Origin of the sequence: Sphingobacterium sp. BS-2, assembly GCF_046161205.1 — a bacterium.
Lineage (GTDB): Bacteria > Bacteroidota > Bacteroidia > Sphingobacteriales > Sphingobacteriaceae > Sphingobacterium > Sphingobacterium mizutaii.
The window spans coordinates 1-21,823 of record NZ_JBIXGO010000015.1; the positions used below are offsets into that span (position 1 = coordinate 1).

General features: G+C 39.8%; 21 protein-coding genes. 11 read left to right on the forward strand and 10 right to left on the reverse strand.

The genetic code is table 11. The features are described 5' to 3' along the window. Positions 1–504: 504 nt before the first annotated feature. Entirely contained in the window at positions 505–675 is a 171-nt protein-coding gene (locus ACK2WI_RS06365) for a hypothetical protein (RefSeq protein ID WP_409150125.1), read from the forward strand. 261 nt (positions 676–936) lie between these two features. Here ACK2WI_RS06365 and ACK2WI_RS06370 read toward each other — a convergent pair whose 3' ends face one another. Both ACK2WI_RS06370 and ACK2WI_RS06375 read right to left on the reverse strand, forming a co-directional pair. Further along, positions 937–1,269, reverse strand: coding sequence for a YegP family protein (locus tag ACK2WI_RS06370; protein ID WP_093098024.1), 333 nt, complete (start codon positions 1,267–1,269; stop codon positions 937–939). Between the two features lie 74 nt (positions 1,270–1,343). Next, on the reverse strand, positions 1,344–1,724 hold the full coding sequence (locus ACK2WI_RS06375; protein WP_409150126.1) for a YchJ family protein: 381 nt from the start codon (positions 1,722–1,724) through the stop codon (positions 1,344–1,346). Positions 1,725–1,887: 163 nt separating this feature from the next. Between ACK2WI_RS06375 and ACK2WI_RS06380 the strand changes: the two genes are divergently transcribed. Both ACK2WI_RS06380 and ACK2WI_RS06385 read left to right on the forward strand, forming a co-directional pair. Beyond that, positions 1,888–2,400, forward strand: coding sequence for a lipocalin-like domain-containing protein (locus tag ACK2WI_RS06380; RefSeq protein WP_093098022.1), 513 nt, complete (start codon positions 1,888–1,890; stop codon positions 2,398–2,400). A 251-nt stretch (positions 2,401–2,651) separates the two neighbouring features. Next, positions 2,652–4,562, forward strand: a complete 1,911-nt coding sequence (locus ACK2WI_RS06385; protein ID WP_093098021.1) for a class II glutamine amidotransferase — start codon at positions 2,652–2,654, stop codon at positions 4,560–4,562. A gap of 477 nt (positions 4,563–5,039) precedes the next feature. Here ACK2WI_RS06385 and ACK2WI_RS06390 read toward each other — a convergent pair whose 3' ends face one another. Both ACK2WI_RS06390 and ACK2WI_RS06395 read right to left on the reverse strand, forming a co-directional pair. Continuing rightward, positions 5,040–5,825, reverse strand: coding sequence for a murein L,D-transpeptidase catalytic domain family protein (locus ACK2WI_RS06390; RefSeq protein ID WP_236736492.1), 786 nt, complete (start codon positions 5,823–5,825; stop codon positions 5,040–5,042). 69 nt (positions 5,826–5,894) lie between these two features. Then, positions 5,895–6,935: a L,D-transpeptidase gene (locus tag ACK2WI_RS06395; RefSeq protein WP_093098019.1), complete on the reverse strand. Its 1,041-nt coding sequence runs from the start codon at positions 6,933–6,935 to the stop codon at positions 5,895–5,897. Between the two features lie 138 nt (positions 6,936–7,073). On the opposite strand from ACK2WI_RS06395, the gene ACK2WI_RS06400 reads away from it, so the two are divergent. Further along, positions 7,074–7,475 carry an NUDIX hydrolase gene (locus ACK2WI_RS06400; RefSeq protein ID WP_409150127.1) on the forward strand — a complete coding sequence of 134 codons (402 nt, stop codon included), beginning with the start codon at positions 7,074–7,076 and terminating at the stop codon, positions 7,473–7,475. A 91-nt stretch (positions 7,476–7,566) separates the two neighbouring features. On the opposite strand, the gene ACK2WI_RS06405 is transcribed toward ACK2WI_RS06400, so the two are convergent. Beyond that, the gene (locus ACK2WI_RS06405; protein ID WP_093098016.1) at positions 7,567–8,160 is read right to left on the reverse strand and encodes an outer membrane beta-barrel protein; all 594 of its coding nucleotides are present in this window, start codon (positions 8,158–8,160) and stop codon (positions 7,567–7,569) included. A 482-nt stretch (positions 8,161–8,642) separates the two neighbouring features. Here ACK2WI_RS06405 and ACK2WI_RS06410 point away from each other — a divergent pair, with 482 nt between their 5' ends. Next, positions 8,643–9,791, forward strand: a complete 1,149-nt coding sequence (locus ACK2WI_RS06410; protein ID WP_409150128.1) for an MFS transporter — start codon at positions 8,643–8,645, stop codon at positions 9,789–9,791. A 377-nt stretch (positions 9,792–10,168) separates the two neighbouring features. On the opposite strand, the gene ACK2WI_RS06415 is transcribed toward ACK2WI_RS06410, so the two are convergent. After that, entirely contained in the window at positions 10,169–13,051 is a 2,883-nt protein-coding gene (locus ACK2WI_RS06415; RefSeq protein WP_409150129.1) for a heavy metal translocating P-type ATPase, read from the reverse strand. Positions 13,052–13,187: 136 nt separating this feature from the next. Here ACK2WI_RS06415 and ACK2WI_RS06420 point away from each other — a divergent pair, with 136 nt between their 5' ends. Next, positions 13,188–14,477: a Gfo/Idh/MocA family protein gene (locus ACK2WI_RS06420; protein WP_409150130.1), complete on the forward strand. Its 1,290-nt coding sequence runs from the start codon at positions 13,188–13,190 to the stop codon at positions 14,475–14,477. Here ACK2WI_RS06420 and ACK2WI_RS06425 read toward each other — a convergent pair. Together ACK2WI_RS06425 and panB are read right to left on the reverse strand one after the other, a co-directional pair. Beyond that, positions 14,474–15,076: a hypothetical protein gene (locus ACK2WI_RS06425; protein ID WP_139185469.1), complete on the reverse strand. Its 603-nt coding sequence runs from the start codon at positions 15,074–15,076 to the stop codon at positions 14,474–14,476. The genes ACK2WI_RS06420 and ACK2WI_RS06425 overlap by 4 nt on opposite strands. A gap of 2 nt (positions 15,077–15,078) precedes the next feature. Next, positions 15,079–15,894 carry a 3-methyl-2-oxobutanoate hydroxymethyltransferase gene (panB, locus tag ACK2WI_RS06430; protein ID WP_313368864.1) on the reverse strand — a complete coding sequence of 272 codons (816 nt, stop codon included), beginning with the start codon at positions 15,892–15,894 and terminating at the stop codon, positions 15,079–15,081. 120 nt (positions 15,895–16,014) lie between these two features. On the opposite strand from panB, the gene ACK2WI_RS06435 reads away from it, so the two are divergent. The 5 genes from ACK2WI_RS06435 to ACK2WI_RS06455 all read left to right on the forward strand — a co-directional run bounded on the left by ACK2WI_RS06435 (position 16,015) and on the right by ACK2WI_RS06455 (position 19,704). After that, a complete protein-coding gene (locus ACK2WI_RS06435) occupies positions 16,015–16,758 on the forward strand; it encodes an RluA family pseudouridine synthase (RefSeq protein WP_093098007.1) in 744 nt (247 codons plus the stop codon). 113 nt (positions 16,759–16,871) lie between these two features. Beyond that, positions 16,872–17,357: a TlpA disulfide reductase family protein gene (locus tag ACK2WI_RS06440; RefSeq protein ID WP_236736490.1), complete on the forward strand. Its 486-nt coding sequence runs from the start codon at positions 16,872–16,874 to the stop codon at positions 17,355–17,357. 2 nt (positions 17,358–17,359) lie between these two features. Continuing rightward, the gene (gene pyrF, locus ACK2WI_RS06445; RefSeq protein WP_409150131.1) at positions 17,360–18,193 is read left to right on the forward strand and encodes an orotidine-5'-phosphate decarboxylase; all 834 of its coding nucleotides are present in this window, start codon (positions 17,360–17,362) and stop codon (positions 18,191–18,193) included. Between the two features lie 161 nt (positions 18,194–18,354). After that, entirely contained in the window at positions 18,355–19,098 is a 744-nt protein-coding gene (locus ACK2WI_RS06450) for a hypothetical protein (protein WP_312698286.1), read from the forward strand. Positions 19,099–19,104: 6 nt separating this feature from the next. Further along, a complete protein-coding gene (locus tag ACK2WI_RS06455) occupies positions 19,105–19,704 on the forward strand; it encodes a hypothetical protein (RefSeq protein WP_312698287.1) in 600 nt (199 codons plus the stop codon). Between the two features lie 480 nt (positions 19,705–20,184). Here ACK2WI_RS06455 and ACK2WI_RS06460 read toward each other — a convergent pair whose 3' ends face one another. Continuing rightward, the gene (locus tag ACK2WI_RS06460; RefSeq protein WP_093097999.1) at positions 20,185–21,456 is read right to left on the reverse strand and encodes a chloride channel protein; all 1,272 of its coding nucleotides are present in this window, start codon (positions 21,454–21,456) and stop codon (positions 20,185–20,187) included. A gap of 141 nt (positions 21,457–21,597) precedes the next feature. Beyond that, positions 21,598–21,810, reverse strand: coding sequence for a DUF2945 domain-containing protein (locus tag ACK2WI_RS06465; protein ID WP_093097998.1), 213 nt, complete (start codon positions 21,808–21,810; stop codon positions 21,598–21,600). Between the last annotated feature and the right edge of the window lie 13 nt (positions 21,811–21,823).

Genomic DNA, 21,823 nt, shown 5'->3' on the forward strand with positions numbered 1-21,823 from the left:
GACTAACATCCTCCGGGGTCTTTATGACCAATGACAAGTTAAAGTCTTGTTCCCTCTCTCGGCTGGATCATCAAATAGACCAACAAAATAATATTCTGTCGATTGATCTCCAATTATACTTTCTCAAACTTACGATGACAAGCATGTTTTGGGACATTTTCGTACAGATTCTTCACTCATCGTTCAGAATTGGAAGTGTCCCAGAGAGGGATTCAGAGCGCAGCGAAGAATCTATTTTTTTTAAGATCCTTGTCATCCCGAAATCGTAAGATGAGGGAACTATTTTTTATAGCGTTAAAGAAGATTTTTGGAAAAATATTACACCCCCGCTAGGGGTTATCCTTTAAGCGATTCAATTTTCTATAAAGATGTCACCCTCTCTGGGGGTTGCCTACCTAAGCAAACATCTATCCTTCCGCGGGAAGCCCTTTAGCCCCCGGCTCATTTCCTTGGCGGAAAAATGGAAAGAATGCCGATGCCCTGTGCGATAGGATTGGCCTTGGAATGCTTTCAAAAGATCATCCCATCAAAAGGGATGATCTTTTGAAAGATATTCCCGACAACAAGGCATTCTTTTCATGTGCGGATGACTGTGCGAAAAGCCACCTTAAATGGGCCAAAGCGTTTTGGTTACTTTTGCGCTTCAAAAGTAACAATGAGATCGGTAATCCTTAAATGAGCCAAAGCCGTTACGGACTCGAGTTGTTTTTGGTATCCGTGAGCTCCTTCGTCGGTTTGGTTACTTTTGGGCTCCAAAAGTAACGAACAAGTTTTATAGGGAAATATTCCACTCCGCTGGAGGCTTTCCAAATATGGAGTCTACCTATTTAGCTCCAATACCCTTCTGGAAACCACCACGCTTACCCAAAAAAATCTACTCATGGCACAAAAAAAAGCCACAATCTTTGTGGCTCTCCAAAATAATATTTTCGAATATTAAACTGTTGTATCGTCAATACTTGCGTCAGGAGCGTTTTCTTGAATTGATTTGATGCCATTGCTACGGCCAGCTTCACTTTCGTACATTTCGCTTGTTCCGATGATCTGACCATTACCAGCTTTTAGGTTGAAGTAAAACTTACCGTTCTTGGCTGTTAACTTATCAAATTTTGAACTGTCTTGTGAATTTTTCTTAACGGACTGCACGCCATTTTCACAAGCTGCTTTTGTGGTATAACCTTCACTGCTCAGAATGACCTGTCCATTTGCAGCTTTTAGGTTGAACTGGAACTCCCCATTCTTCCTAGTTGAAATTACAAACTTTCCCATAGTTTAAATATTTAGTTATTTACTAATTTACTAATTTTCAATAAAATCCAAACCCTCCATATTCAGAATATTGCTCAGGCAATTATCTTGCCATCTAAATAATACCAAGTTCCTTGGAGTTTTTGGAACCTGGATTTCTCATGGTGGACCTGTTTTTCAGCAAATGGATCTGTGAAAAATGCCTTGAATTCTACCGTGTTTTCGGTCGCTTTTATGATTTCCAAACCTTCCCATTTGTTCTCTTTGCTCCATTGTTCGATCTCGGTTTTTTTCTGGAAGCGCCTGCTGTTGGGATGGAAGGAATGGTACAGGAAATCGACCAAGGATAGACAGAAAGCCGTATATCTTGCACGCATCAGCTGCTCGGCGGATCCAGCAGTTTTTAGGTCATGATGTACTTTTTCGCAACAATCTTCGTAATTCTTTCCAGAACCGCAATAACAATTCTTGTTCATAGTCAAGGGATTAAGCATTTCTTGTTTTTTGGGTGCCAATGTTGGTCTAAAACTTGTTTACCGAATATACAGATGTTTCATTTGTCACGGAAATATCTATATAAAGAATGTTACAAACTATAAATGAAGAATCGCCGTTATAATGGCAAACAATAACCCCTAAATGACAACATTGAAGAATGAATTAGTAGGCACATGGCAACTACTATCTTATATAGAAGTACCGATTAAAGGTGCAGATTCAATATTCCCGATGGGCCAATCTCCAAAGGGATTATTAATGTATGGAGCTGATGGATTTATGTCAGTTCAGATTTCAAGTTCAGAACGCAGTCAATATGCATCTGAGGATCGCTATTTGGCAAATGAAAAAGAAATCCAAGAGCAGGTCAAAGGCTTTATAGCTTTTGCTGGTTCCTATAAGATCGACAACAATAATGCAATCGTACAGTATTCCATTACGACCTCATCGTTCCCGAATTGGGAAGGTCAGTATCAGGAGCGCAAGATTGATTTTGAAGGTGATATCCTGTACCTGAAGTCCGTAGAACCGATCCTTTCGGACGGCATCATGGTCAATAGCTATATGACTTGGCAGCGGATAGAAAAGGCAGAGTTTGTTTCTAGACGTGAAAAGTTTATCGAATACACGACAGCAAAAGTCGTTAATCCTTAATGGCAGAGCCACAGTGCTGAAGATCTTGTATGGTTGGGCATATCTAATACTCCCAACCATACAAAATTCTTTTTCCATTAGATTATTGAATAGAAGTACCTCCACTTTATTTTGGCATTGATTTCCCATATTTCAGGTCTTGTGTCTTATGTCTATTGTCTAATGTCTTTCTTATAGCTAAATATTTTTTACATTAAGATGTATCTGATATTTTTTCAAAATTCCGTACCTTTGTGCCATCAATTCAAGATATGAGTGACGCTATAAAACACGAGTGCGGTATCGCACTAATCCGACTACTAAAACCCCTATCTTATTATCAAGAAAAATACGGTACGCCCTATTACGGCATCAACAAATTGTACCTGCTTATGGAAAAGCAGCACAATAGAGGCCAAGATGGTGCGGGGATTGCGACGATTAAATTCGATGTCAAGCCTGGTAACCGCTATATCTCCCGATACAGAGCTATGGGGTCTTCGGCAGTTGCCGAAATCTTCGAATACGTTCAGAAGAAGTTCGCTGCGGTTAACAAGGCTTACCCAGAGGAATCCAAGGATACCCAATGGTTGAAAGACAATGTTAGCTTCACGGGCGAAGTGTTATTAGGCCATTTGCGTTACGGCACACATGGTAAAAACAGTATTGAAAGCTGTCATCCATTCCTTAGACAGAACAACTGGATGTCCAGAAACCTCGTAGTAGCAGGGAACTTCAACATGACCAATGTTGATGAGCTTTTGCAACAATTGTACGACCTAGGACAGCACCCTAAGGAACAAGCGGATACAGTTACGGTACTGGAAAAAATCGGTCACTTCCTAGATGAAGAAAACCAAAAACTTTTCGACAAATTCAAACAGGATGGTTATTCCAATATTGAGATCTCTGCGCAGATCGGGAAAAACCTGGATGTTGCCAAAATATTGACCCGCTCCGCGAAAACTTGGGATGGTGGTTATACCATCGCCGGTATTTTCGGTCATGGGGATGCATTCGTAATGCGTGACCCAGCAGGTATCCGTCCGGCATTCTACTACCAAGATGATGAAGTATTGGTGGTAGCATCGGAAAGACCGGTAATCCAAACGGCTTTCAATATCCCATTGACTGCAGTAAAAGAGATCAAACCAGGCCATGCCTTGATCGCTAAGAAGGACGGTACGGTTTCCGAAGAAATGTTCAGACAGCCGGTAGAACAAATGTCCTGTTCTTTCGAAAGAATCTATTTCTCTAGAGGTTCAGACGCAGATATCTACCAAGAACGTAAATCACTAGGTAAATTGTTGATCCCTCAGGTATTGAAGAGCATCGACAACGACATCAAGAATACTGTATTCTCTTTCATCCCGAATACTGCCGAAGTATCTTACTATGGTATGATGGAAGGAATCAACCAGCACGTGAGAAATTGCCAAAAAGAGGCGCTTTTGAACCGTACTGATAAAATCTCTGATGAGGAGTTGAATGAAGTATTGGATCTGAAACCACGTTTCGAGAAATTGAACGTGAAAGATGCTAAGCTTCGTACCTTCATCACCCAAGATGCAGATCGCCAAGATATGGTACAACATGTCTATGATACAACTTACGGTATCGTAAATGACCATGAAGATACCATCGTTGCCATCGATGACTCCATCGTGAGGGGAACGACTTTAAAACAAAGTATCCTGACTATCCTCGATCGTCTACACCCTAAGAAAATCGTAATCGTATCCTCAGCCCCTCAGATTCGTTATCCGGACTGTTATGGTATCGATATGTCCAGGATGTCCGAGTTCGTGGCATTTGAGGCCGCTATCGCTTTATTGCGCAAGAATGGGTTGGCCCACATCATCGATGAGGTCTACCAGAAATGTTTGGCTTCCACAACGATGCCGAAGGATCAGGTTGAAAACTACGTAAAAGCAATCTATGAGCCGTTTACCGATGAACAGATCTCCCAAGAGATTTCCAGGATCGTAAAACCTCATAACCTGAACGCGGAGTTGGAAGTTGTATTCCAAACTCTGGATAATTTACATATCGCTTGTCCAAACCACAAAGGCGACTGGTACTTCTCGGGTAACTACCCAACACCTGGAGGTAACAAGGTTGTAAACCGTGCCTTTATGAACTGGATGGAAGGTAAGAATGTTAGAGCATACTTCAGCAGCTAGTCTGGATTATAGAAATATTAAGATTTTAAGGTCATGATTTTATCATGGCCTTTTTCGTAGATATTAGTCGGGTCTCACTTTGACCATATTCGAGACACATTCGGAAATTTGAAAATGTGTCTGGGATCAATTCCCTATTCAATCCAGTAAATTCCCGAATGATTCTCGAATATGTCTCGAATATGCCTCGAATAAGGTGGGTATTTTAGCTATAATTCTATCCAGGAATAATGACCTTCTGATTTCTTTATTTGAATCCAAATAATAATTGAAATTCATTGTTGCTGGAAGAATTTTTTCTTTGCAAAAAAAGAATGAATATTTTCTATTCGAATGTAGAGAATTTTCTCAGTACTTCTATAAGTCTAGATACCTAGACAAAAAAAAGATCATGGACCCAGTTGCAATAACCAGATCCATGATCTTTATTTTTTATCGGAACCTCCGTCTAAATACTAAATACTTTATACTAAATTCTTAGTTCAAAACAGTTTTAGACTTTCCAGTTTCTTCATCATGTTGCGTAGCAATCAATGTAGAAGTTGGTTCCAAAGGATGTTTCTTTACAAATTTAGTAGACGCTAGATAATCTTTGTTTCCAGCGTATATGTACATCAGACTTCCACCTTTGATCGTATTGATGATTGGTTTGGTCAATTCGCGAGGTAGGGCAGGGCAGCCGTAGCTTCTTCCTAATCTTCCCGTTGATTTAATGATATCTGTACTGCAATAATCTGCACCATGAACCACGATGGCTCTAGGTCTTGCTTGATCATTGATTCCTTTTTCAAGTCCGTCCAAGCGTAGAGAGAATCCATTTCCACCGTAATAGGTTTCTTCAGCATAGTAGAACCCTAGTGAACTTTGGAAAGATCCGTGTTTGTTAGAAAAAGATGTTGCAAATTTTTCACCGCTGTTTCTGCCATGGGATACGATATTGTGGTATAAAAGCTTTTTGGCTTTCATGTCCAGAACATACATTCTTTTATCGGTTGAAGGCAAGGTGAAATCAATGATGGTCATGATGTTCCTGTTCTTGGGGTTCAATTGCTGGTAGCCTTGCATAGCTTGTTCGAAGGCGTCCCATTTAATGATCCCTTGCAGTTTCATTTCATCATATAATTCTTTAACTGGATCTTTTACTACTTCTACTTTTGTCTGTGTGATTTCTTTAGGAGCATTTACTTGCGGAGTGATGTTTAGGTCTCCTGTTATTGTGGAGGTCGCAATAGCCCATAATGAAATAAGCAATAGTTTATTCATAAGCACATTTTCCTAGTCTCTTTTTACAAAGCTAGGAAAAATATGACAATCAAAGTGTTAAATAAGGTTTTAGTCAATCACAACCACCAGTGATTTAAAGGGTTTTGACGTGTCGTAAACAAACTTGGCATGAGATGACGCATTTCTGACACACATATGTGACCTTGGTGTCGTACCCAATGACCATGAATACTCCACTATCTTACCTTTTGGATTATTCACCGGAACACCGTGAATATAGCCTCCATTGGTGAATCGGGACGCATATGGCGCAAATCCTTCAATGGTCGTCGTTCCATCCCCATAATAGAACATTTTTGGTTTTTGTTCCTGCACCATAAAGATTCCAACCGGTGTTTCCATCTGGTGTGGAGGATTGTGCTGACCCGATGTTGCGGGGTTCATACTGCGGATTTTCCATTCATTTTCACCCGTTCTCTCCACCGTCATAATATTTTGGTTTGTAACATCGACGATGTTGACATGGGTGATTTTTAACGAATCGCCAATAGATTTAACATATCTTTTAGGCACAAACCAGGTTCCTTCGAAGGAGATCCCATTGACTTTGACCATCTTTAGGGTGTCTGGGCTTTCTAAGCTTACCAAAGATCCATCGCGACCATAAATGGACGGCTTTTTACTGTCTTCAGCTTGGTATAACGGAGCAGATTGATATTTTTCAGTACCTAAGGTATCCGATACACGTTTATAGGCATTGCGGACGAAGTTTTCCACCACAGCAGCTTCGCCATTGCGGTTCTTATAGTTTTGAAGGACACCATATTGATGGGGAGCCCTTTGGAAATTTTCGATGAAGGCCAATTTCTCCTTGATCTTTTCGATCTGGAATTGGCGGGTAGTATCCTTGTATGGATAGGTTTCCTCTAAAGAGTGTTTGTCGTATTGTAGATCTTTTTCCAGTTTGATGTCAGCTGCAGTTCGAGGTCTTTCCCTTTCTGCTCTTTCGGCTTCTTCTTGAGCTTTTTTAACTCTTTCTATGGAATCTTGCTTTCTTTTCTCAGCAGCACTAGTGGTTTTTGACGAGTTCTTACAGGATGCGACGATTAATAAAGCAAAAAGTAAGGACCAGAAAAAGTAATTTTTCATTCGCTAGTTTGGTGTTTTTTAGTGGATTGTAATCTAGTTTTGATGCAAAAATAGAATTAACTTCAATATCAACCTATTGAATACTAAAAATCATTCCATTATTTCGGAAATTTGGAAATTAATTCTCAAATTCATCAAATGAAGCCAAATAACTACATCACCATCGCCGTTGGAGTCGTCATTAATAAACAGGACGAGTTATTGGCCGTTCAAAAGAATGGTTCCAGCTATTATCAGCTTCCGGGGGGTAAGATTGAAGGAGAAGAGCGACCTGTGGATAGTTTGATCCGAGAACTGAACGAAGAATTGCATATCCTCCTGAAGGAACAGCATTGTAAGCTCCTAGGTGTGCATGAAGCCCAAGCCGTCAATGAAGCGGGAAAAACGGTCCGGGGCTATGTTTTTCAATGTGAATTTGTGGATCAATTCGAACAGATCGAACCACATGCCGAACTGCGGGAAATCCGTTGGGTGAAGAAAACCGAAATTGAAGAAGTAAAATTGGCCAATCTATTGAAACAATTTGCCTTGCCCATCTGAATGGAAAACTAGCACATTTGGAGAAAAGCAGGTAAAAAATAAAGGGATTGCCCATTTAGGCAATCCCTTTATTTATGATAATTATTATCGATTAAAAGTGAAAAGTAACACCAACAGTTGGAGCTAATGAATTTACGTTCAATCCGTAAGAATTAACTGTAGTTTTTGCATCAGTAGCTTCATTAGTAGTAGAACCGTTGTTGTAGAACAAACCTCTTACTTTAAACTCAATACCTAAGTTTGAAGTAGGGAAGTAAGCCACACCTGGAGCTAATTCAACACCGTAGTTTGCAGTTGTAGCAGTTTTATCACCATTTACTTCTTGAGTACCCCATGCCATAGGAACAGTTAACTGACCGAAGAATTTAACAGGACCTTCATTGTTACTGTACATTCTACCGAAAGGCGCAAGAACAAAAGAAGAGTTGGTGTTTTTAGTATTGGCAGCATCTTTGTTTTCAGCCCAAGAGTAACCAATACCAGTACCTACTGCAATATTATCTGCTACAAAGTAACCCACATTAGGGATAATGCTGAACTCATTTGATTTTGCATCTGAATCTTTAATAGATTGACCTTGGTAGCTAACTTGGCCACCTAACATAAATTTACCTTTTTCAGTTTGTGCATTTGCTGCTAATCCTAATACTGCTACAGCAGATAATGTAAGTAATAATTTTTTCATGATTTCAATATTAATTGTTTGACTTTATTGTCATATATGGTCAAATAGTCAATCTCTGTACCAACTTGTTAAATGGCATAGGTGTTTAAGCAACTATTTTTTCCAAGAATCCAATAATGCATTGAAATACAGTGAGTTTAAATTATTACACTCTTTTTTTAATGACAATTAACAAACAATCATCAAAACATAGCTTATTTCTTTAGCTGAAAAAAGTTAAAATAATAGCCAATTTGTCATGGATTTCGGGAAATCCATGCTGTCAAAATATCATTTTGCTTGTCAGGTAGGAAGGATTAGGTGTAAGCGAAGATCCTTTTATGGATTCTGCTGAGCGCTTGAGGCGTTACAGCAATATAAGAAGATTCACAAATTATAAGTTTTAAATCCAAACCAAGTATAGAATCTTTAGATTTACGATATTAATAAAATCTATGGAAATAAGCGGACATCCCAAGCTTTCAAAATCGATGTTATGGCTCATGACGGTTGTATCAGGGGTAGTGGTGGCGAATAATTATTATAATCAACCCTTATTGGCAGAGATGGCTTCGGAATTTGAAGTTTCTGAATCAGCCATTAGTAAGATTACAGTGCTTACCCAGTTGGGATATGCTTTTGGTTTGTTGATGATCATCCCATTGGGTGATAAACTTTTTAGGAAAAAGCTGATACTGTTTGATTTGATATTGGTGTTCCTCGCCTTGCTGTGGATGGCATTATCCAGAGAGTTATGGATGATCTCCATGGCTAGTTTCCTGATCGGATGTACCTCGGTAATTCCACAGCTCTTTGTGCCCATGGTTGCCGATCTATCCGATTCAGAAAATAGATCCCAGAATATCGGTATGGTTATGTCAGGATTGTTGATGGGGATCTTGTTGTCCCGGTTTATAGGAGGGATAGTCGGGGATATATGGGGCTGGCGAAGTATTTATTTTGGGGCAGCAGGTCTCATGTTGGTTTCTTGGGTATTTATCTATCGCATGTTACCAGAAATGAAACCTAACTTCAAAGGGAATTACGCTTCCTTAATGAAGTCGGTTTGGGATTTGGCAAAATCGCAACCTATATTACAACTGGCCTCCTTCAGGGGTGCAGTAAGTTTTGCTTCTCTATGTGCCGTATTTACAACCTTAGCCTTTCATTTAAACGAGCCCCCATTTGAGGTTGGGCCATCCGTTGCAGGTACCTTTGGTTTGATTGGTGCAGCAGGAGCTTTAGGTGCCGCATTTGTTGGAAAATTAAATAAAGTATGGTCTCGCCATAAAATAATTACCGTTTCATTGGTTATTCTTTTTTTGAGTTGGTTCTTTATCTATTTTATGGGAAATACCTATCTAGGACTGGTAATCGGGATTATCTTGATTGATCTGGGTTTGCAATCCTCCCATATTATGAACCAATCCGATTATTTTGCCATCAAGACGCCTGCTACAAGCAGATTGAATACGGTTTATATGGTGACCTATTTTATTGGAGGGTCTTTTGGTTCCTGGCTGGCAGCCCAGGCATGGGGAATTGCAGGCTGGACAGGGGTATGTGTGGTTGGGGTTAGTTTTGCAATGATGGGATTGGGATCGCATCTGTTGCTGGCGAAGAAAGTGAATGAAATGAGGGGAAGGGATTGAACCAGGATTAATGGGATAGGAGGATGGACCAAGAATTGGGTATGAACCAGGATTAATGGGATGGGAGGATGAACCAAGAACTGGTTTTGAACCAGGATTTATGGGATAGGAGGATGGACCAAGATCATTTACTTCTTGAGCTATGCGTCAGGATGACCCCGAAAAAGAAAGTCATTTTTAGCGACATTCTGCCCTGGAAGGGCAGAATTATTTTAGCAATGGTATTGAACAAAATAGGACTAATGCAAAAACGCTGTTCGATTAATCGAACAGCGTTTTTGCGCGACTTCCAGGCTAACGTGCCATGTCAGCTAAAATAAAGGAACCCCGATAGGGGTTATTCGGTTTACAATCTGACAAACAAATCCTCTTTCTCCTTAATCCAATTTTACTGCATTTAATCGTAATGAATTGACAATTACGGATACTGAACTTAAACTCATGGCTGCTGCGGCGATCATTGGTGACATTAAAATCCCAAAAGATGGATATAAAATACCTGCTGCTATCGGAATGCCGATGACATTGTATAAAAAGGCAAACAATAGGTTTTGCTTGATGTTCCTCAGCATAGATTTACTTAGCTTAAAGGCTTTGTGCACTCCGATTAGGTCTCCTTTGATTAAGGTGATCTCTGAACTTTGGATGGCAACATCTGTTCCGGTGCCCATCGCGATACCAACATCGGCTTGTGTCAATGCTGGGGCATCATTGATACCGTCGCCAACCATAATAACTTTTTTGCCTGCCTGTTGTAATTCTTTGATGCCGTTTAATTTGTCCTCTGGTAATAAACTTCCTTTGGCATGTTCGATACCTGCTTCCTTAGCAACGATATCGGCTGTGTTCTGGTTGTCACCGGTGAACATATAGACCTCAACACCTTCTTCCTTGAATCTTTTGATTACATCAATACTGCTCTTTTTCAAGGCATCAAATGCGGCAACCAAACCTGCGACTTTACCGTCTATGGCAAGTACTGAAACAGAATTTCCTTTTTTCTGTAATACCTCAATCTTTTGGAGTTGGTCTTTGCTGACTTCGATTTTCTGTTCTTCCATTAATCTTGGCGTGCCAAGAAGGGCAGTCATGTGGAAGATATGTCCTTTGACTCCTTTACCGGAGATGTTTTCAAATTGGGCAACATCTAAAAGCTGCAAACCATTTTCTTTGGCTTTATCTGTCATCGCCTGCGCTAAAGGATGGGTGCTGTTTTTGTTGACCGATGCGGCGATCTGTAAAATGTCATTCACTGAGAACTTATCGTTTTCAGAAGTCACCTCTGAAACGGAAGGTTTTCCTTCTGTAATGGTACCGGTTTTGTCCACGACCAATACATTCGCTTTTTCAAGCTTTTCCAGTGCTTCCGAATTCTTGATCAGGATTCCATTTTTTGCTCCTTTTCCAATACCGACCATAACTGACATGGGCGTTGCAAGACCCAATGCACATGGACAGGCAACGATCAATACTGCCAGCATGTTTGAGAATGCCATGGCAGTACTGTTTGGAACTGCTGAAATATTCCAAAGAATAAAGGTCAGGATCGCGATGGCAATAACAGCTGGTACAAATATCTTAGAAACCTTATCGGTCAGTTTTTGAATAGGTGGTTGGCTACGGCTGGCATTATTCACCAGTTGGATGATTTGAGCCAGCAAGGTCTCTGAACCTACCTTCTCAGCTTTGATCAAGATTTCATGGTTTCCGTTTATTGTTCCTCCGATAACCTGATCATCCTTTGATTTTTCAACAGGTATTGGTTCTCCAGTGATCATGGCTTCGTCAATCGAGGTGTTACCTTCTGTAACAACCCCATCAACAGGTACTTTGTCTCCTGCTCTTACCCTTAGGATATTACCAACTTTAACATCATGGATAGAAATTTTTCTTTCTTTGCCATTTTCAACAAGGATGGCCTCAGCGGGACTAAGTTTGATCAGTTCCTTGATAGCGGTATTTGTTTTGGAATGGGCTTTCGCTTCCATCACCTGTCCTAGAAGAACCAATGTGAGGATAACCACAACAGATTCAAAATAAAGATGAACCTCGCCATGGTGGCCCTTTAATTCTTCTGGGAAGATTTGCGGGAAAAAGAAAGCCAATAAACTAAAAATAAATGCCGCTGCTGCTCCTAAACCAATCAAGCTGAACATATTTAAGTTCCAAGTCTTGAAAGAGGTCCAAGCACGTTGGAAGAACATCCAGCAGGTATAGAAAACGACAGGTAATGTCAAAATCAATTGCAGCCAAGCATTGACCTTATAGGGAATAACCTGACTGATGGGTTGTCCGGGTAGCATATCACCCATAGATAGAATAAAAACGGGCACTGTACAAGCTACAGAAATCCAGAATTTCTTCAATAGATCACGATAATGTTGGTCGTCTTCTTCTGTCACCTGATTCGGGACAAGCTCCATTCCACAGATGGGGCAATCGCCAGGATGATCTTGGACGATTTCAGGGTGCATGGGACAAGTATATTCCACTTTCAATGTGGTATCAGGAATTTTTTCCAAATTCATTCCACAAACAGGACAAGAACCAAATTTATCATAGACTTTGTCTCCTTCGCACATCATTGGACAATAGTATTTCCCTGCATTACTGGCATTGACCGTAGGTTGCGCCTGATGCTGGTGAGAAGGAGCATTGAAATCAACTTTTTCTATTGGACGAAGGTGCATATTACAAACCGGGCATCTTCCTGGTTCATGATAAATCTTGTCCTTTCCTTCACAGAACATCGGACAGATATATTGGCCGCTTTCTGATAGCTCGGGTTCATGTGCATGATGATGTTTATGCTCATGAGCACCCTTCTCATGGATCTGATAATGTCCGCCTAACTCATCCAATTTATTCTGTAATTCTTCTGTAGGAATAGGGCTGTCTGATAATATCTGTGCTTCGCCTTTTTCTAAATTAACAGAAGCTTTTACAGTAGGTATCTCATTCAGTTTCTTTTCCACATTCGTTCTGCAACCATTACAGGTCATCCCCGTTACGGTAAAAGTTTTATCAGTAGGACCTACATTTTCAGATTCATTATTATGGATCTGGTAATGACCGCCCAATTCATTGAGTTTTTCCTGAAGGTTGGAAATATGGACCGGTTCATCTGTTTGCAAATGAGCCTCTGCTTTTTCCAGACTTACCTGAGCATTGACACCGGGAATCTCATTTAATTTCTTCTCGACATTTGTCCTACATCCATTGCAGGTCATTCCAGTTACTTTATAGGTGTGATTCTTCATAGTGCTATTAACCATTATTATTTAATACAAATTTCCAGAGAATTGGGTTTAGAATTGTTACATAATTTCCATTAATAGTTATAAAATTATGTACAATTTGCAATAAGATCCGTACATTAATAGAAACCTAAAACGAATGAGCATTTCAAGAAGAGATTTTATATATAAGTCAGCTATGTTATTTCCTGCCTTGCACTTAACATCATTGTATGGTAGGACAAATAAACAATCTACCCTACGCGTTGGAGCTATCGGCATCAAGGGGATGGGTTGGTCAGATTTGAGTTCCATCCTCAAAGTTTCCAATGTAAGTTGTACTGCGATATGTGATGTTGATGATGCGGTGATTCAAGAAAGGCAAAAACAGCTGCAAGGCTTGGGTCAAAAACCTAAAGTCTATAAAGACTATAAAGAATTGTTGAAGGATCCTGAAGTGGATGCTGTTATTATCGGCACTCCAGATCATTGGCACTGCCTGATGTTAGTGGATGCTTGTAAAGCTGGTAAGGCAGTCTATGTTGAAAAACCAATTGGAAATTCCATTGTGGAATGCAATGCTATGTTAGCTGCAAAAGACAAGTATAATAGCATCGTTCAAGTGGGCCAATGGCAAAGATCGCAGAAGCATTTTAAAGATGCCATTGAATTTGTGCATTCAGGGAAATTAGGAAAGGTGCGTTTAGTAAAAGCTTGGGCTTATTTGGGTTGGAAAAAACGCGTTCCGGTAGAGCCTGATGGACCGGTACCAGCAGGTGTAGACTATAAAGCTTGGTTGGGTCCAGCGAAAACAAGACCCTTCAACCCCAATCGTTTTCACTATAATTTTAGGTGGTATTGGGATTATGCAGGTGGTTTGATGACAGACTGGGGAGTGCATCTATTGGATTATGCTTTATTGGGGATGAAAGTTTCAGATCCGAATTCAATAATGGCTGCCGGCGGGAAGTTTGCATATCCGGATGATGCAGGAGACACCCCCGATACCTTGACTACGGTTTATGAATTTGATGGTTTCAATATACAGTGGGAGCATGCAACCAGTATTTCTGGAGGGCCATACAGCCGTGAACATGGAATTGCCTTTATCGGCAACAATGGTACCCTGGTATTGGATAGAAATGGATGGGAAGTGATTCCTGAGATGGATAGGATGGAGGCTGTGCCTTATCAGAAGAAAGTTGATAATGGACTGGATCTGCATATGCAGAATTTTGTCGAGGCAATTCGGACTAAAAATGGCAATATCCTAAATGCGCCATTGGAGGTGGGTAGCCATATCGCAAAATTCTCCCAAATGGGTAACATTGCTTATAGAACAGGTGAAAAAATCTATTGGGAAAAAGATAAACAACGATTTAAAGAAGCAGAAGCTAACAAATTACTGGCAGCAGGCTACCATAATGGCTATAAGTTGCCCCAAGCTTAAATAATGGGGTAAAGGGAAGATTTAGGGCTGATGGCATAGTTTTCTTTCATGGTTTTGAAGAAACGTGTATTCATCTGATTATCTTCCAATATAAAGGGTACAAAAACTTGGTTATTATGAACGCTGAGTTCATAATAACCAAATAATATCTGATTGTTCTTTTGAACAGATTTAACCGCTCGCACCTGTTGGACATCTCGCAACAGATTAAAAGAAACCTTATTTCCACTCAGCCACTCGATCAAGACATCATTGGTATTTGGATTGAACCAAATGCGCTGATCCTTGGCATATTTCAATTGGTTATTCAAGAGAAATAATTGGCTCATAAGATAAAGACTGATCGGCAGCATGAAGAGGATAATCTTCACCTTCATGGCCAATACAATCGTAATAATGAATAATACGACCCCAATCCCTACACTGAACAAGGTATTCTTGATTGTCCGTTGGATAATGGGAGCTCCACTTTCCACTAGAAAATAACCTTGCTTATTGCTTTTTTGAACTGCAGTAGATTTGCCCTTCATCATCACTCTCCGTGATAAGAAGTAAATCAATATGCCGACAAGGATAACAATAAGTAGGATTTTGTTCATGATTAGTATTGTTCAGATTCGTTAGGGTATGTTGAAGATTTTACGTCAGCAACATATTGCTTAACTGCATTATTGATTTCTTCATTCAGGTTCAAGTATTGTCTCAAGAATTTAGGTTTAAACTCTTGGGTAATACCTAACATATCATTCACGACCAATACCTGTCCATCGCAAAGGTTTCCGGCTCCAATTCCAATGGTCGGGATATCTAACATCTTAGAAACTTCACCTGCTAATGCTGCTGGAATTTTTTCCAAAACTACCGCAAAACATCCTGCTTCTTGAAGTGCTAAGGCATCTTCTTTTAATTTTGCTGCTTCAGCATCTTCTTTTGCACGGACACCAAAATCACCAAACTTATAGATGGATTGCGGGGTCAGGCCTAAGTGTCCACATACTGGGATTCCAGATTGGACAATCTTCTTGATGTTGTCAATGATTTCCGTTCCACCTTCCAATTTGATGGCATGTACTCCAGATTCTTTCATCATCCTCACTGCTGCTTTATAAGCATCCTCGGTAGAACCTTGGTATTCACCAAAAGGAAGATCGGCGATGACCATGGAACGCTTAGCTGCTCGAGCTACAGCGGAGGCATGGTAGATCATATTGTCAAGCGTAATAGGCAAGGTGGTTTCAAAGCCCGCGAAAACATTGGCTGCTGAATCGCCAACCAAAAGGATATCAACACCGGCATCATCTAGGATTCTTGCGGTTGAATAATCATAAGAAGTAAGCATACTGATTTTCTCACCTCTGTTTTTCATATCGCGAATAATAGATGTTGTAATTCGCTTGATAACTTTATTTACTGACATGTTAGATTGCTTTTATTGCAAAAGTAGGCATTTTTGTAGGAGTATCAACCTGAATGTTAACCTATTGCTTAAACTACGCTGAATTATAGAAAATTAGCAATAATTCTTATTTTTGCGGTTATGGCTCAACAAGAGAAAAATCTATTTAAATACCCGAAATTCAACGAACTGATCATACACGAGGATGACAACCTCATTGTTATCAATAAACCGCCCTTTGTGGCATCATTAGATGCACGTGGTGGGGACGAGGTCAATATCCTTCGCTTAGCGAAAAACTATTTTCCCGATGCACAGGTCTGTCACCGTTTGGATAAAGATACATCCGGCGTTCTTTTGATCGCAAAAAATCCGGAAACCTATAGGCTGATGTCGATAGAATTCGAAAAACGTAGGGTGGATAAAACTTATCATGCCGTGATTGGAGGGACACATGTTTTCGAGAATTTGGTGGTAGACTTACCGATTTTGAACCAAGGCAACAAGAATGTGACCATTGATCGCTATAATGGAAAACCGGCAGAGACTATTTTCAATAGTATCAAGTATTTTAAGCATTATACCTTGGTGGAATGTAAACCTATTACCGGTAGAATGCACCAGATCCGTATCCATCTAGCTACCCAGCATGCTGCCATTGTAGGTGATGCGATGTACCGTGGAAAACCAGTTTTTCTTTCTCAAATCAAGAAGAGAGGATTTACACTTTCTAAGGATCAGGAGGAATTGCCGATCATGAAACGTTTTGCTCTTCATTCTAAAGCAGTAAAGTTCACATTGGATGGTAAAGAGTATGCTTTTGAGGCAGAATATCCGAAAGATTTCGCTACTTTGGTGAAACAACTTGAAAAATTTGATTCATAATCATGGCCGAAAAGAAAAACAACACAAAAAATATTTTATCCTGGGTTCTTATTATTATTTTGGCAATTTTGGTATTAACACCAACGACCAGAACAGCTATACAAAGGGGGCTAATGAAAATTGGTCTCTTCAATCCTTCAGTTCCAAAACAAACCGCTGGAGAGCCTTCTGCTACTCCTATGGTGATGACGGAAACAGCTACCCTTTCCGATGAATCTGGAAAGAGGATCCAAACCCATGAATTACAAGGGAAAGTCGTATTTATCAATTTCTGGGCGACTTGGTGTGGTCCATGCCGTGCAGAAATGCCGTCTATTCAAAAATTATATGACAAGTATAAGGATAATGATAAGGTGGTATTTATGTTGGTAGAGATTGAGCACAATGCGGAAGGGGCAAAGGCTTTTATGGAAAAGGAAAAGCTAAATATGCCTATTTATTATCCTGAGAGTGAGATTCCAAGTACTTGGTTAAGTGGATCCATTCCATCTACAGTAGTTTTGAATAAGCAAGGAGCGCTTGCTTTTGACCATAAAGGTATGGCCGACTATTCCACAAAAGAATTTGAGGACTTCATCGTCTCATTAATAAATCAATAATAATGACCAAGCAAGAGCTAATAGATAATATTAAAAGAAAGAAAAGCTTTCTATGTGTTGGATTGGATACGGATATCACAAAAATTCCGGAGCATCTTTTGGATGATGAAGATCCTATTTTTTCCTTCAATAAAGCGATTGTAGAAGCCACTGCAGATCTTTGTGTTGCCTATAAACCAAATATTGCTTTCTATGAGAGTTACGGTGTGAAAGGTTGGGAATCTTTGCGTAAGACTTGTGAAATCCTTCCAAAAGATTGCTTCAGTATTGCCGATGCAAAAAGAGGCGATATCGGTAATACCTCAAAGATGTATGCCCAAGCCTTTTTTAATCCAAAGTCATCCGGATTGAATTTTGATTCCATTACAATTGCACCTTATATGGGGGAGGATTCTGTAACTCCTTTCCTTGATTTCGAGGGTAAATGGGCGATTGTACTGGCTTTGACTTCCAACCAAGGGAGTTTGGACTTTCAGAATTTCCAGAATGCTGAAGGAAAGCAATTATTTGAAGAAGTAATCGATAAGGTAAATACTTGGGGGAGCTCTGAGAATTTGATGTATGTAGTAGGTGCTACCCGAGGTGAAGCTTTCACTAAGATTAGGGAGCATGCGCCAGATCATTTCTTGTTGGTTCCTGGGGTTGGTGCCCAAGGTGGTTCATTGGCGGACGTATGCCAATACGGAATGAACAAAGACTGTGGTCTTTTGGTCAATAGCACCCGTGGGATCATCTATTCTTCAAAGGGAAGGGACTTTGCAGAGAAAGCACGTGAAGAAGCAGTGATATTGCAAAAAGAAATGCAAGAGCAGCTTGAAATCCATGGGGTTATCTAAGCTTATCTGAATAATAAAATAATATTTAACAATTTCAGCTTTCCTTGGGAAGGCGATAAAAACTTTCATGTTCGTTGTTATTTCGACGAAAACATGAAAGTTTTTTTAAATTCTGAATCTTTGGCATAATAATTTGTGGAGATGCAGGGATAATGAGTTTTATGAATAAAGTAAAATCATCCCTATTATTGGGTTTGCTTGCAGGGGTCACCTGTTTGAGCAGTTGTAGTTCAGTTTATTTGCCGAATGTTCCAGCGACACCTATGTTCAACAACAAAGGTGAGGGCTATGTTGCTGCCCATGTAAATGCAAAAGGAAACCTAAGTGGGAACCTTGGTGTTGCATTTACAGACCATCTTGCCGTTATTGGAAATGGTTCCTATATCAATTACCATTCAGACAACAACGATTTCAAGCAATACCTGTATGAAGGAGGCTTGGGCTATTACACCGTGGTTGGAAAAGCTAAGCGGAGTGTATTGGAGTTCTATGGAGGATATGGCGTCGGAGCGACCACCGATATCGATAAAAGAGCCAGCACAACGGGTACCAATCCGGTAGAAACTCGGGACCTGGACTTCAATAAAATCTTTGTTCAGGCGAATTTTTCATCGACAAGAAAAAACAAGATTAATCTTTTTGGTAAGAAGAGGACTCTAAACTATGGAACAGCGATTCGATTGAGCCGAATTAAGATGGATCGATTTGAATTGAATGGCGTTGATGCACAGCTGGAAGAGAATGTATATATAGAACCTGTTTTCTTCACGAGGTTGGAATTGAATAAAGGTTTTCAAATCCAATATACCAATGGTTGGAATATTGGATTGATGGATAATCAGTACCTCAAACCTGGAAATGCTGTTTTTACCCTTGGGTTGATTTATAATTTTGGAAGAAAGTAAAAGAATATGAGAAAATTAATTGGAATAATATCCGTTTTGGCAATCTTGATGCTGTCGGGATGTCAAGTGAATAAAAAAGCACAGATTAAGGCTTTGGCAGACTGTGAATATGATGTTGAGTCGGTGGATCAAGTGAAGTTCAATGGTAAAAATTTGGAATCCTTTAAGGGAGCTGATGGAAACTACAATATGTCCTCAATTGCGGGACTTGCAGTTGCATTGTTCAGCAAAGAACTTCCATTAGAAGGAAAAGTGAACTTGAAAGTAACGAATCCGGAAGCGCAGAAAGCTGCCTTTAATTCGTTCAAATATGTTATCGAGATTCAAAATTCGCCTCTATTTGAAGGGACAGTAGATCAGAATGTGAATTTGACCCAAGGCCAGAGCACCATCGTTCCGATGACCTTCAAAGCCAATATCTTTAATAAAGCGAAAGAAAATGGTTTTGAAAAATTCTTCGATGAACTTTTGAACAAGAAATCTGAAGGCTTTATGGTCCTAAAAATCAAACCTTCTATTCGAATCGCAGGACAGAATATTTATTATCCTTCCTATATCACTGTCGATAAGAATTTTGGGAGTAAGATATTTAAGTTGTTTAAGTAAGCAAAGAGGGGCAAATGAAAATTGCCCCTCTTTGCTTACTTGGATATGAGATGTGAGATATGAGATTTGAGATATAGGCAATTCCCACCAGGGGTGGGATGTTTGTAGAAGGATGAAACGTCCAAGGGATAACCCCTAGCGGGGGTGAAATCTTTTTCTGTAAATCTTCTTTACTGGTATAAAAAAAAATAGTTTTCTCATCTTACGAGAGCGGGAGGACAACCATCTCTAAATAAGATAAAAAAATAGATTCTTCGCTGTGCTCTGAATCCCTCTCTGAGACATATCCAATTCTGAACGTTGAGTGAAGAATCTGTACGGTATTCCTCCAAATGTCCTGTCATCCTTGACCGAAGGGCAAGGAACTGTACGCCAATGCATTCCTTTTACTTTATTAAAACATAATGTGTGTAATGTTCCGAGATGTTTCGTGCCTACGATGACAGCAACACTTAACTTTCAATTGTATGGATAGCTTAACTACGCCAAGGAATTCTTTAAATTCTCTTTGTACATATCGTAGGTGTATACATTGTATGGTAGGAGTTTGTAAGCCAAATATTTAGATACCAAACAACAAACGATCAATGGGATGATTAGGCTGTATCCGTTAGGGACGATGTTGCAAATCAAGAAAATGGATGTAAAGGGTGCATAAATTGCGGCCGATAGGGCTGAACCTGCACCAATCAACGCGAAATTGATTGGGCTAACTTCCATGTGAAGGAAGGTTTGGCAAAAAATAGCCACTAAAAGACCTAGGAATGCTCCCATGATAATGCTTGGGGCAAAAACACCGCCATCTCCTCCAGCACCTAAGGTAAGGGAGGAAGCCAATGGTTTCAATAATACAAGCAGAAACAGGTAACCCATGGAATTTGTCTCTGCATGAAGGACTTCATTTAAACCATGGTAGCTATCTCCAAATAGGACCGGAAAGAAAAAGATTATCAGTCCGACCGTAATTGCGCCTAAATTAACCCGAATAAAGTTGTTATTGATATTTCCAAAGAAGGTCTTGATCCTGATCATCAATAAGGTGAATCCAACGGCGATCAAGGCTCCAAGAAGGCTTAAGAGTAAAAAGAATGGAGTTGCCTGCCATTTCCATTCCACGATCTGGGTAGGAATGATTCTTTCATTTCCTAAACCATAGATAAATAATGCTGCAACCAGGGTTGAGGCCAGACAGCTGATCAAAATGGTTGGTTTGTATTTTCTGCTGATAGCTTCTATACCAAATAGCAAACCCGCTATGGGGCTAGAAAACAAAATCGCCACACCTGCCGCAGAAGCCGCACAGATGAGTTCTCTTTTATAGAGTTTTGCAGAGAAATTTTTCTTGTATACTTCATTCCCAATGGTAGCTGTGGATACCACGGTTGAAACTTCGATTCCAGTAGAACCACCAAAAATAACCGTCAGGAATCCGTTGATAAAGTGGGAAGGGATTTTGAAAAGCGGTAAATGATCTTTCCGAAGGTCTAAAGTTTTATAGATTTCAGTCATTCCTTTATTCTTTCTTCCTTGGAAAACATATTTTCTCAGAAAATAGATAATGGTAATACCAATGGAAGGAAGGATGATAAATAGGTAGGGATTGGTTTCAGAGACAAAATTGAATACATGATGCTCGGTCTTTTCCGTAATGAAGCGCAGTGATATCGCTAGTATCGAACTCAATAAACCAACGATCAGAGAAATGGCAAAGAGCTTGAAATAGTTTTGATGAATGACTTTTTTTCTATTCATTTTAGATAGTGAATTTAAACTTGACTCCGGGAATATGCTTAAAAGTACCTAGATCGAGGGGTCAAGTGGAGGAAAGCGACAAATTTAAGTTATTTGAAGAAAAAATGAGTTTATGTAACAAGTATTGTTACAGTAATTAAATTATTTTTCCAGTGTTAAGGCTTTTCCTTTATGGGCAGCGATATGGTCGGTCTTACTGCTCTTGATTTCATATTGCGGATCTTGAGGGCTTGCTCGATGGGTATAGCCTTTATAGTCGAAATCGCTAGTATGGATTTTGATAATGGTTCCAGAAACCCGACCTGCTTCAGAATTCCAACTGACGAGGTCACCAATTTTGAACTTTGTATCCATGATAACTTGATTT

Coding starts and splice junctions, on each gene's coding strand:
- panB (WP_313368864.1), bottom strand. CDS start 15,894: ATGTCAGTAAATAAAGTTATCAAGCGAATTACAACATCTATTATTCGC.
- ACK2WI_RS06420 (WP_409150130.1), top strand. CDS start 13,188: ATGAGCATTTCAAGAAGAGATTTTATATATAAGTCAGCTATGTTATTT.
- ACK2WI_RS06450 (WP_312698286.1), top strand. CDS start 18,355: ATGAATAAAGTAAAATCATCCCTATTATTGGGTTTGCTTGCAGGGGTC.
- ACK2WI_RS06455 (WP_312698287.1), top strand. CDS start 19,105: ATGAGAAAATTAATTGGAATAATATCCGTTTTGGCAATCTTGATGCTG.
- ACK2WI_RS06465 (WP_093097998.1), bottom strand. CDS start 21,810: ATGGATACAAAGTTCAAAATTGGTGACCTCGTCAGTTGGAATTCTGAA.
- ACK2WI_RS06415 (WP_409150129.1), bottom strand. CDS start 13,051: ATGAAGAATCACACCTATAAAGTAACTGGAATGACCTGCAATGGATGT.
- ACK2WI_RS06410 (WP_409150128.1), top strand. CDS start 8,643: ATGACGGTTGTATCAGGGGTAGTGGTGGCGAATAATTATTATAATCAA.
- pyrF (WP_409150131.1), top strand. CDS start 17,360: ATGACCAAGCAAGAGCTAATAGATAATATTAAAAGAAAGAAAAGCTTT.
- ACK2WI_RS06365 (WP_409150125.1), top strand. CDS start 505: ATGCTTTCAAAAGATCATCCCATCAAAAGGGATGATCTTTTGAAAGAT.
- ACK2WI_RS06395 (WP_093098019.1), bottom strand. CDS start 6,935: ATGAAAAATTACTTTTTCTGGTCCTTACTTTTTGCTTTATTAATCGTC.
- ACK2WI_RS06380 (WP_093098022.1), top strand. CDS start 1,888: ATGACAACATTGAAGAATGAATTAGTAGGCACATGGCAACTACTATCT.
- ACK2WI_RS06390 (WP_236736492.1), bottom strand. CDS start 5,825: ATGAATAAACTATTGCTTATTTCATTATGGGCTATTGCGACCTCCACA.
- ACK2WI_RS06435 (WP_093098007.1), top strand. CDS start 16,015: ATGGCTCAACAAGAGAAAAATCTATTTAAATACCCGAAATTCAACGAA.
- ACK2WI_RS06440 (WP_236736490.1), top strand. CDS start 16,872: ATGAAAATTGGTCTCTTCAATCCTTCAGTTCCAAAACAAACCGCTGGA.
- ACK2WI_RS06405 (WP_093098016.1), bottom strand. CDS start 8,160: ATGAAAAAATTATTACTTACATTATCTGCTGTAGCAGTATTAGGATTA.
- ACK2WI_RS06400 (WP_409150127.1), top strand. CDS start 7,074: ATGAAGCCAAATAACTACATCACCATCGCCGTTGGAGTCGTCATTAAT.
- ACK2WI_RS06385 (WP_093098021.1), top strand. CDS start 2,652: ATGAGTGACGCTATAAAACACGAGTGCGGTATCGCACTAATCCGACTA.
- ACK2WI_RS06425 (WP_139185469.1), bottom strand. CDS start 15,076: ATGAACAAAATCCTACTTATTGTTATCCTTGTCGGCATATTGATTTAC.
- ACK2WI_RS06375 (WP_409150126.1), bottom strand. CDS start 1,724: ATGAACAAGAATTGTTATTGCGGTTCTGGAAAGAATTACGAAGATTGT.
- ACK2WI_RS06460 (WP_093097999.1), bottom strand. CDS start 21,456: ATGAATAGAAAAAAAGTCATTCATCAAAACTATTTCAAGCTCTTTGCC.
- ACK2WI_RS06370 (WP_093098024.1), bottom strand. CDS start 1,269: ATGGGAAAGTTTGTAATTTCAACTAGGAAGAATGGGGAGTTCCAGTTC.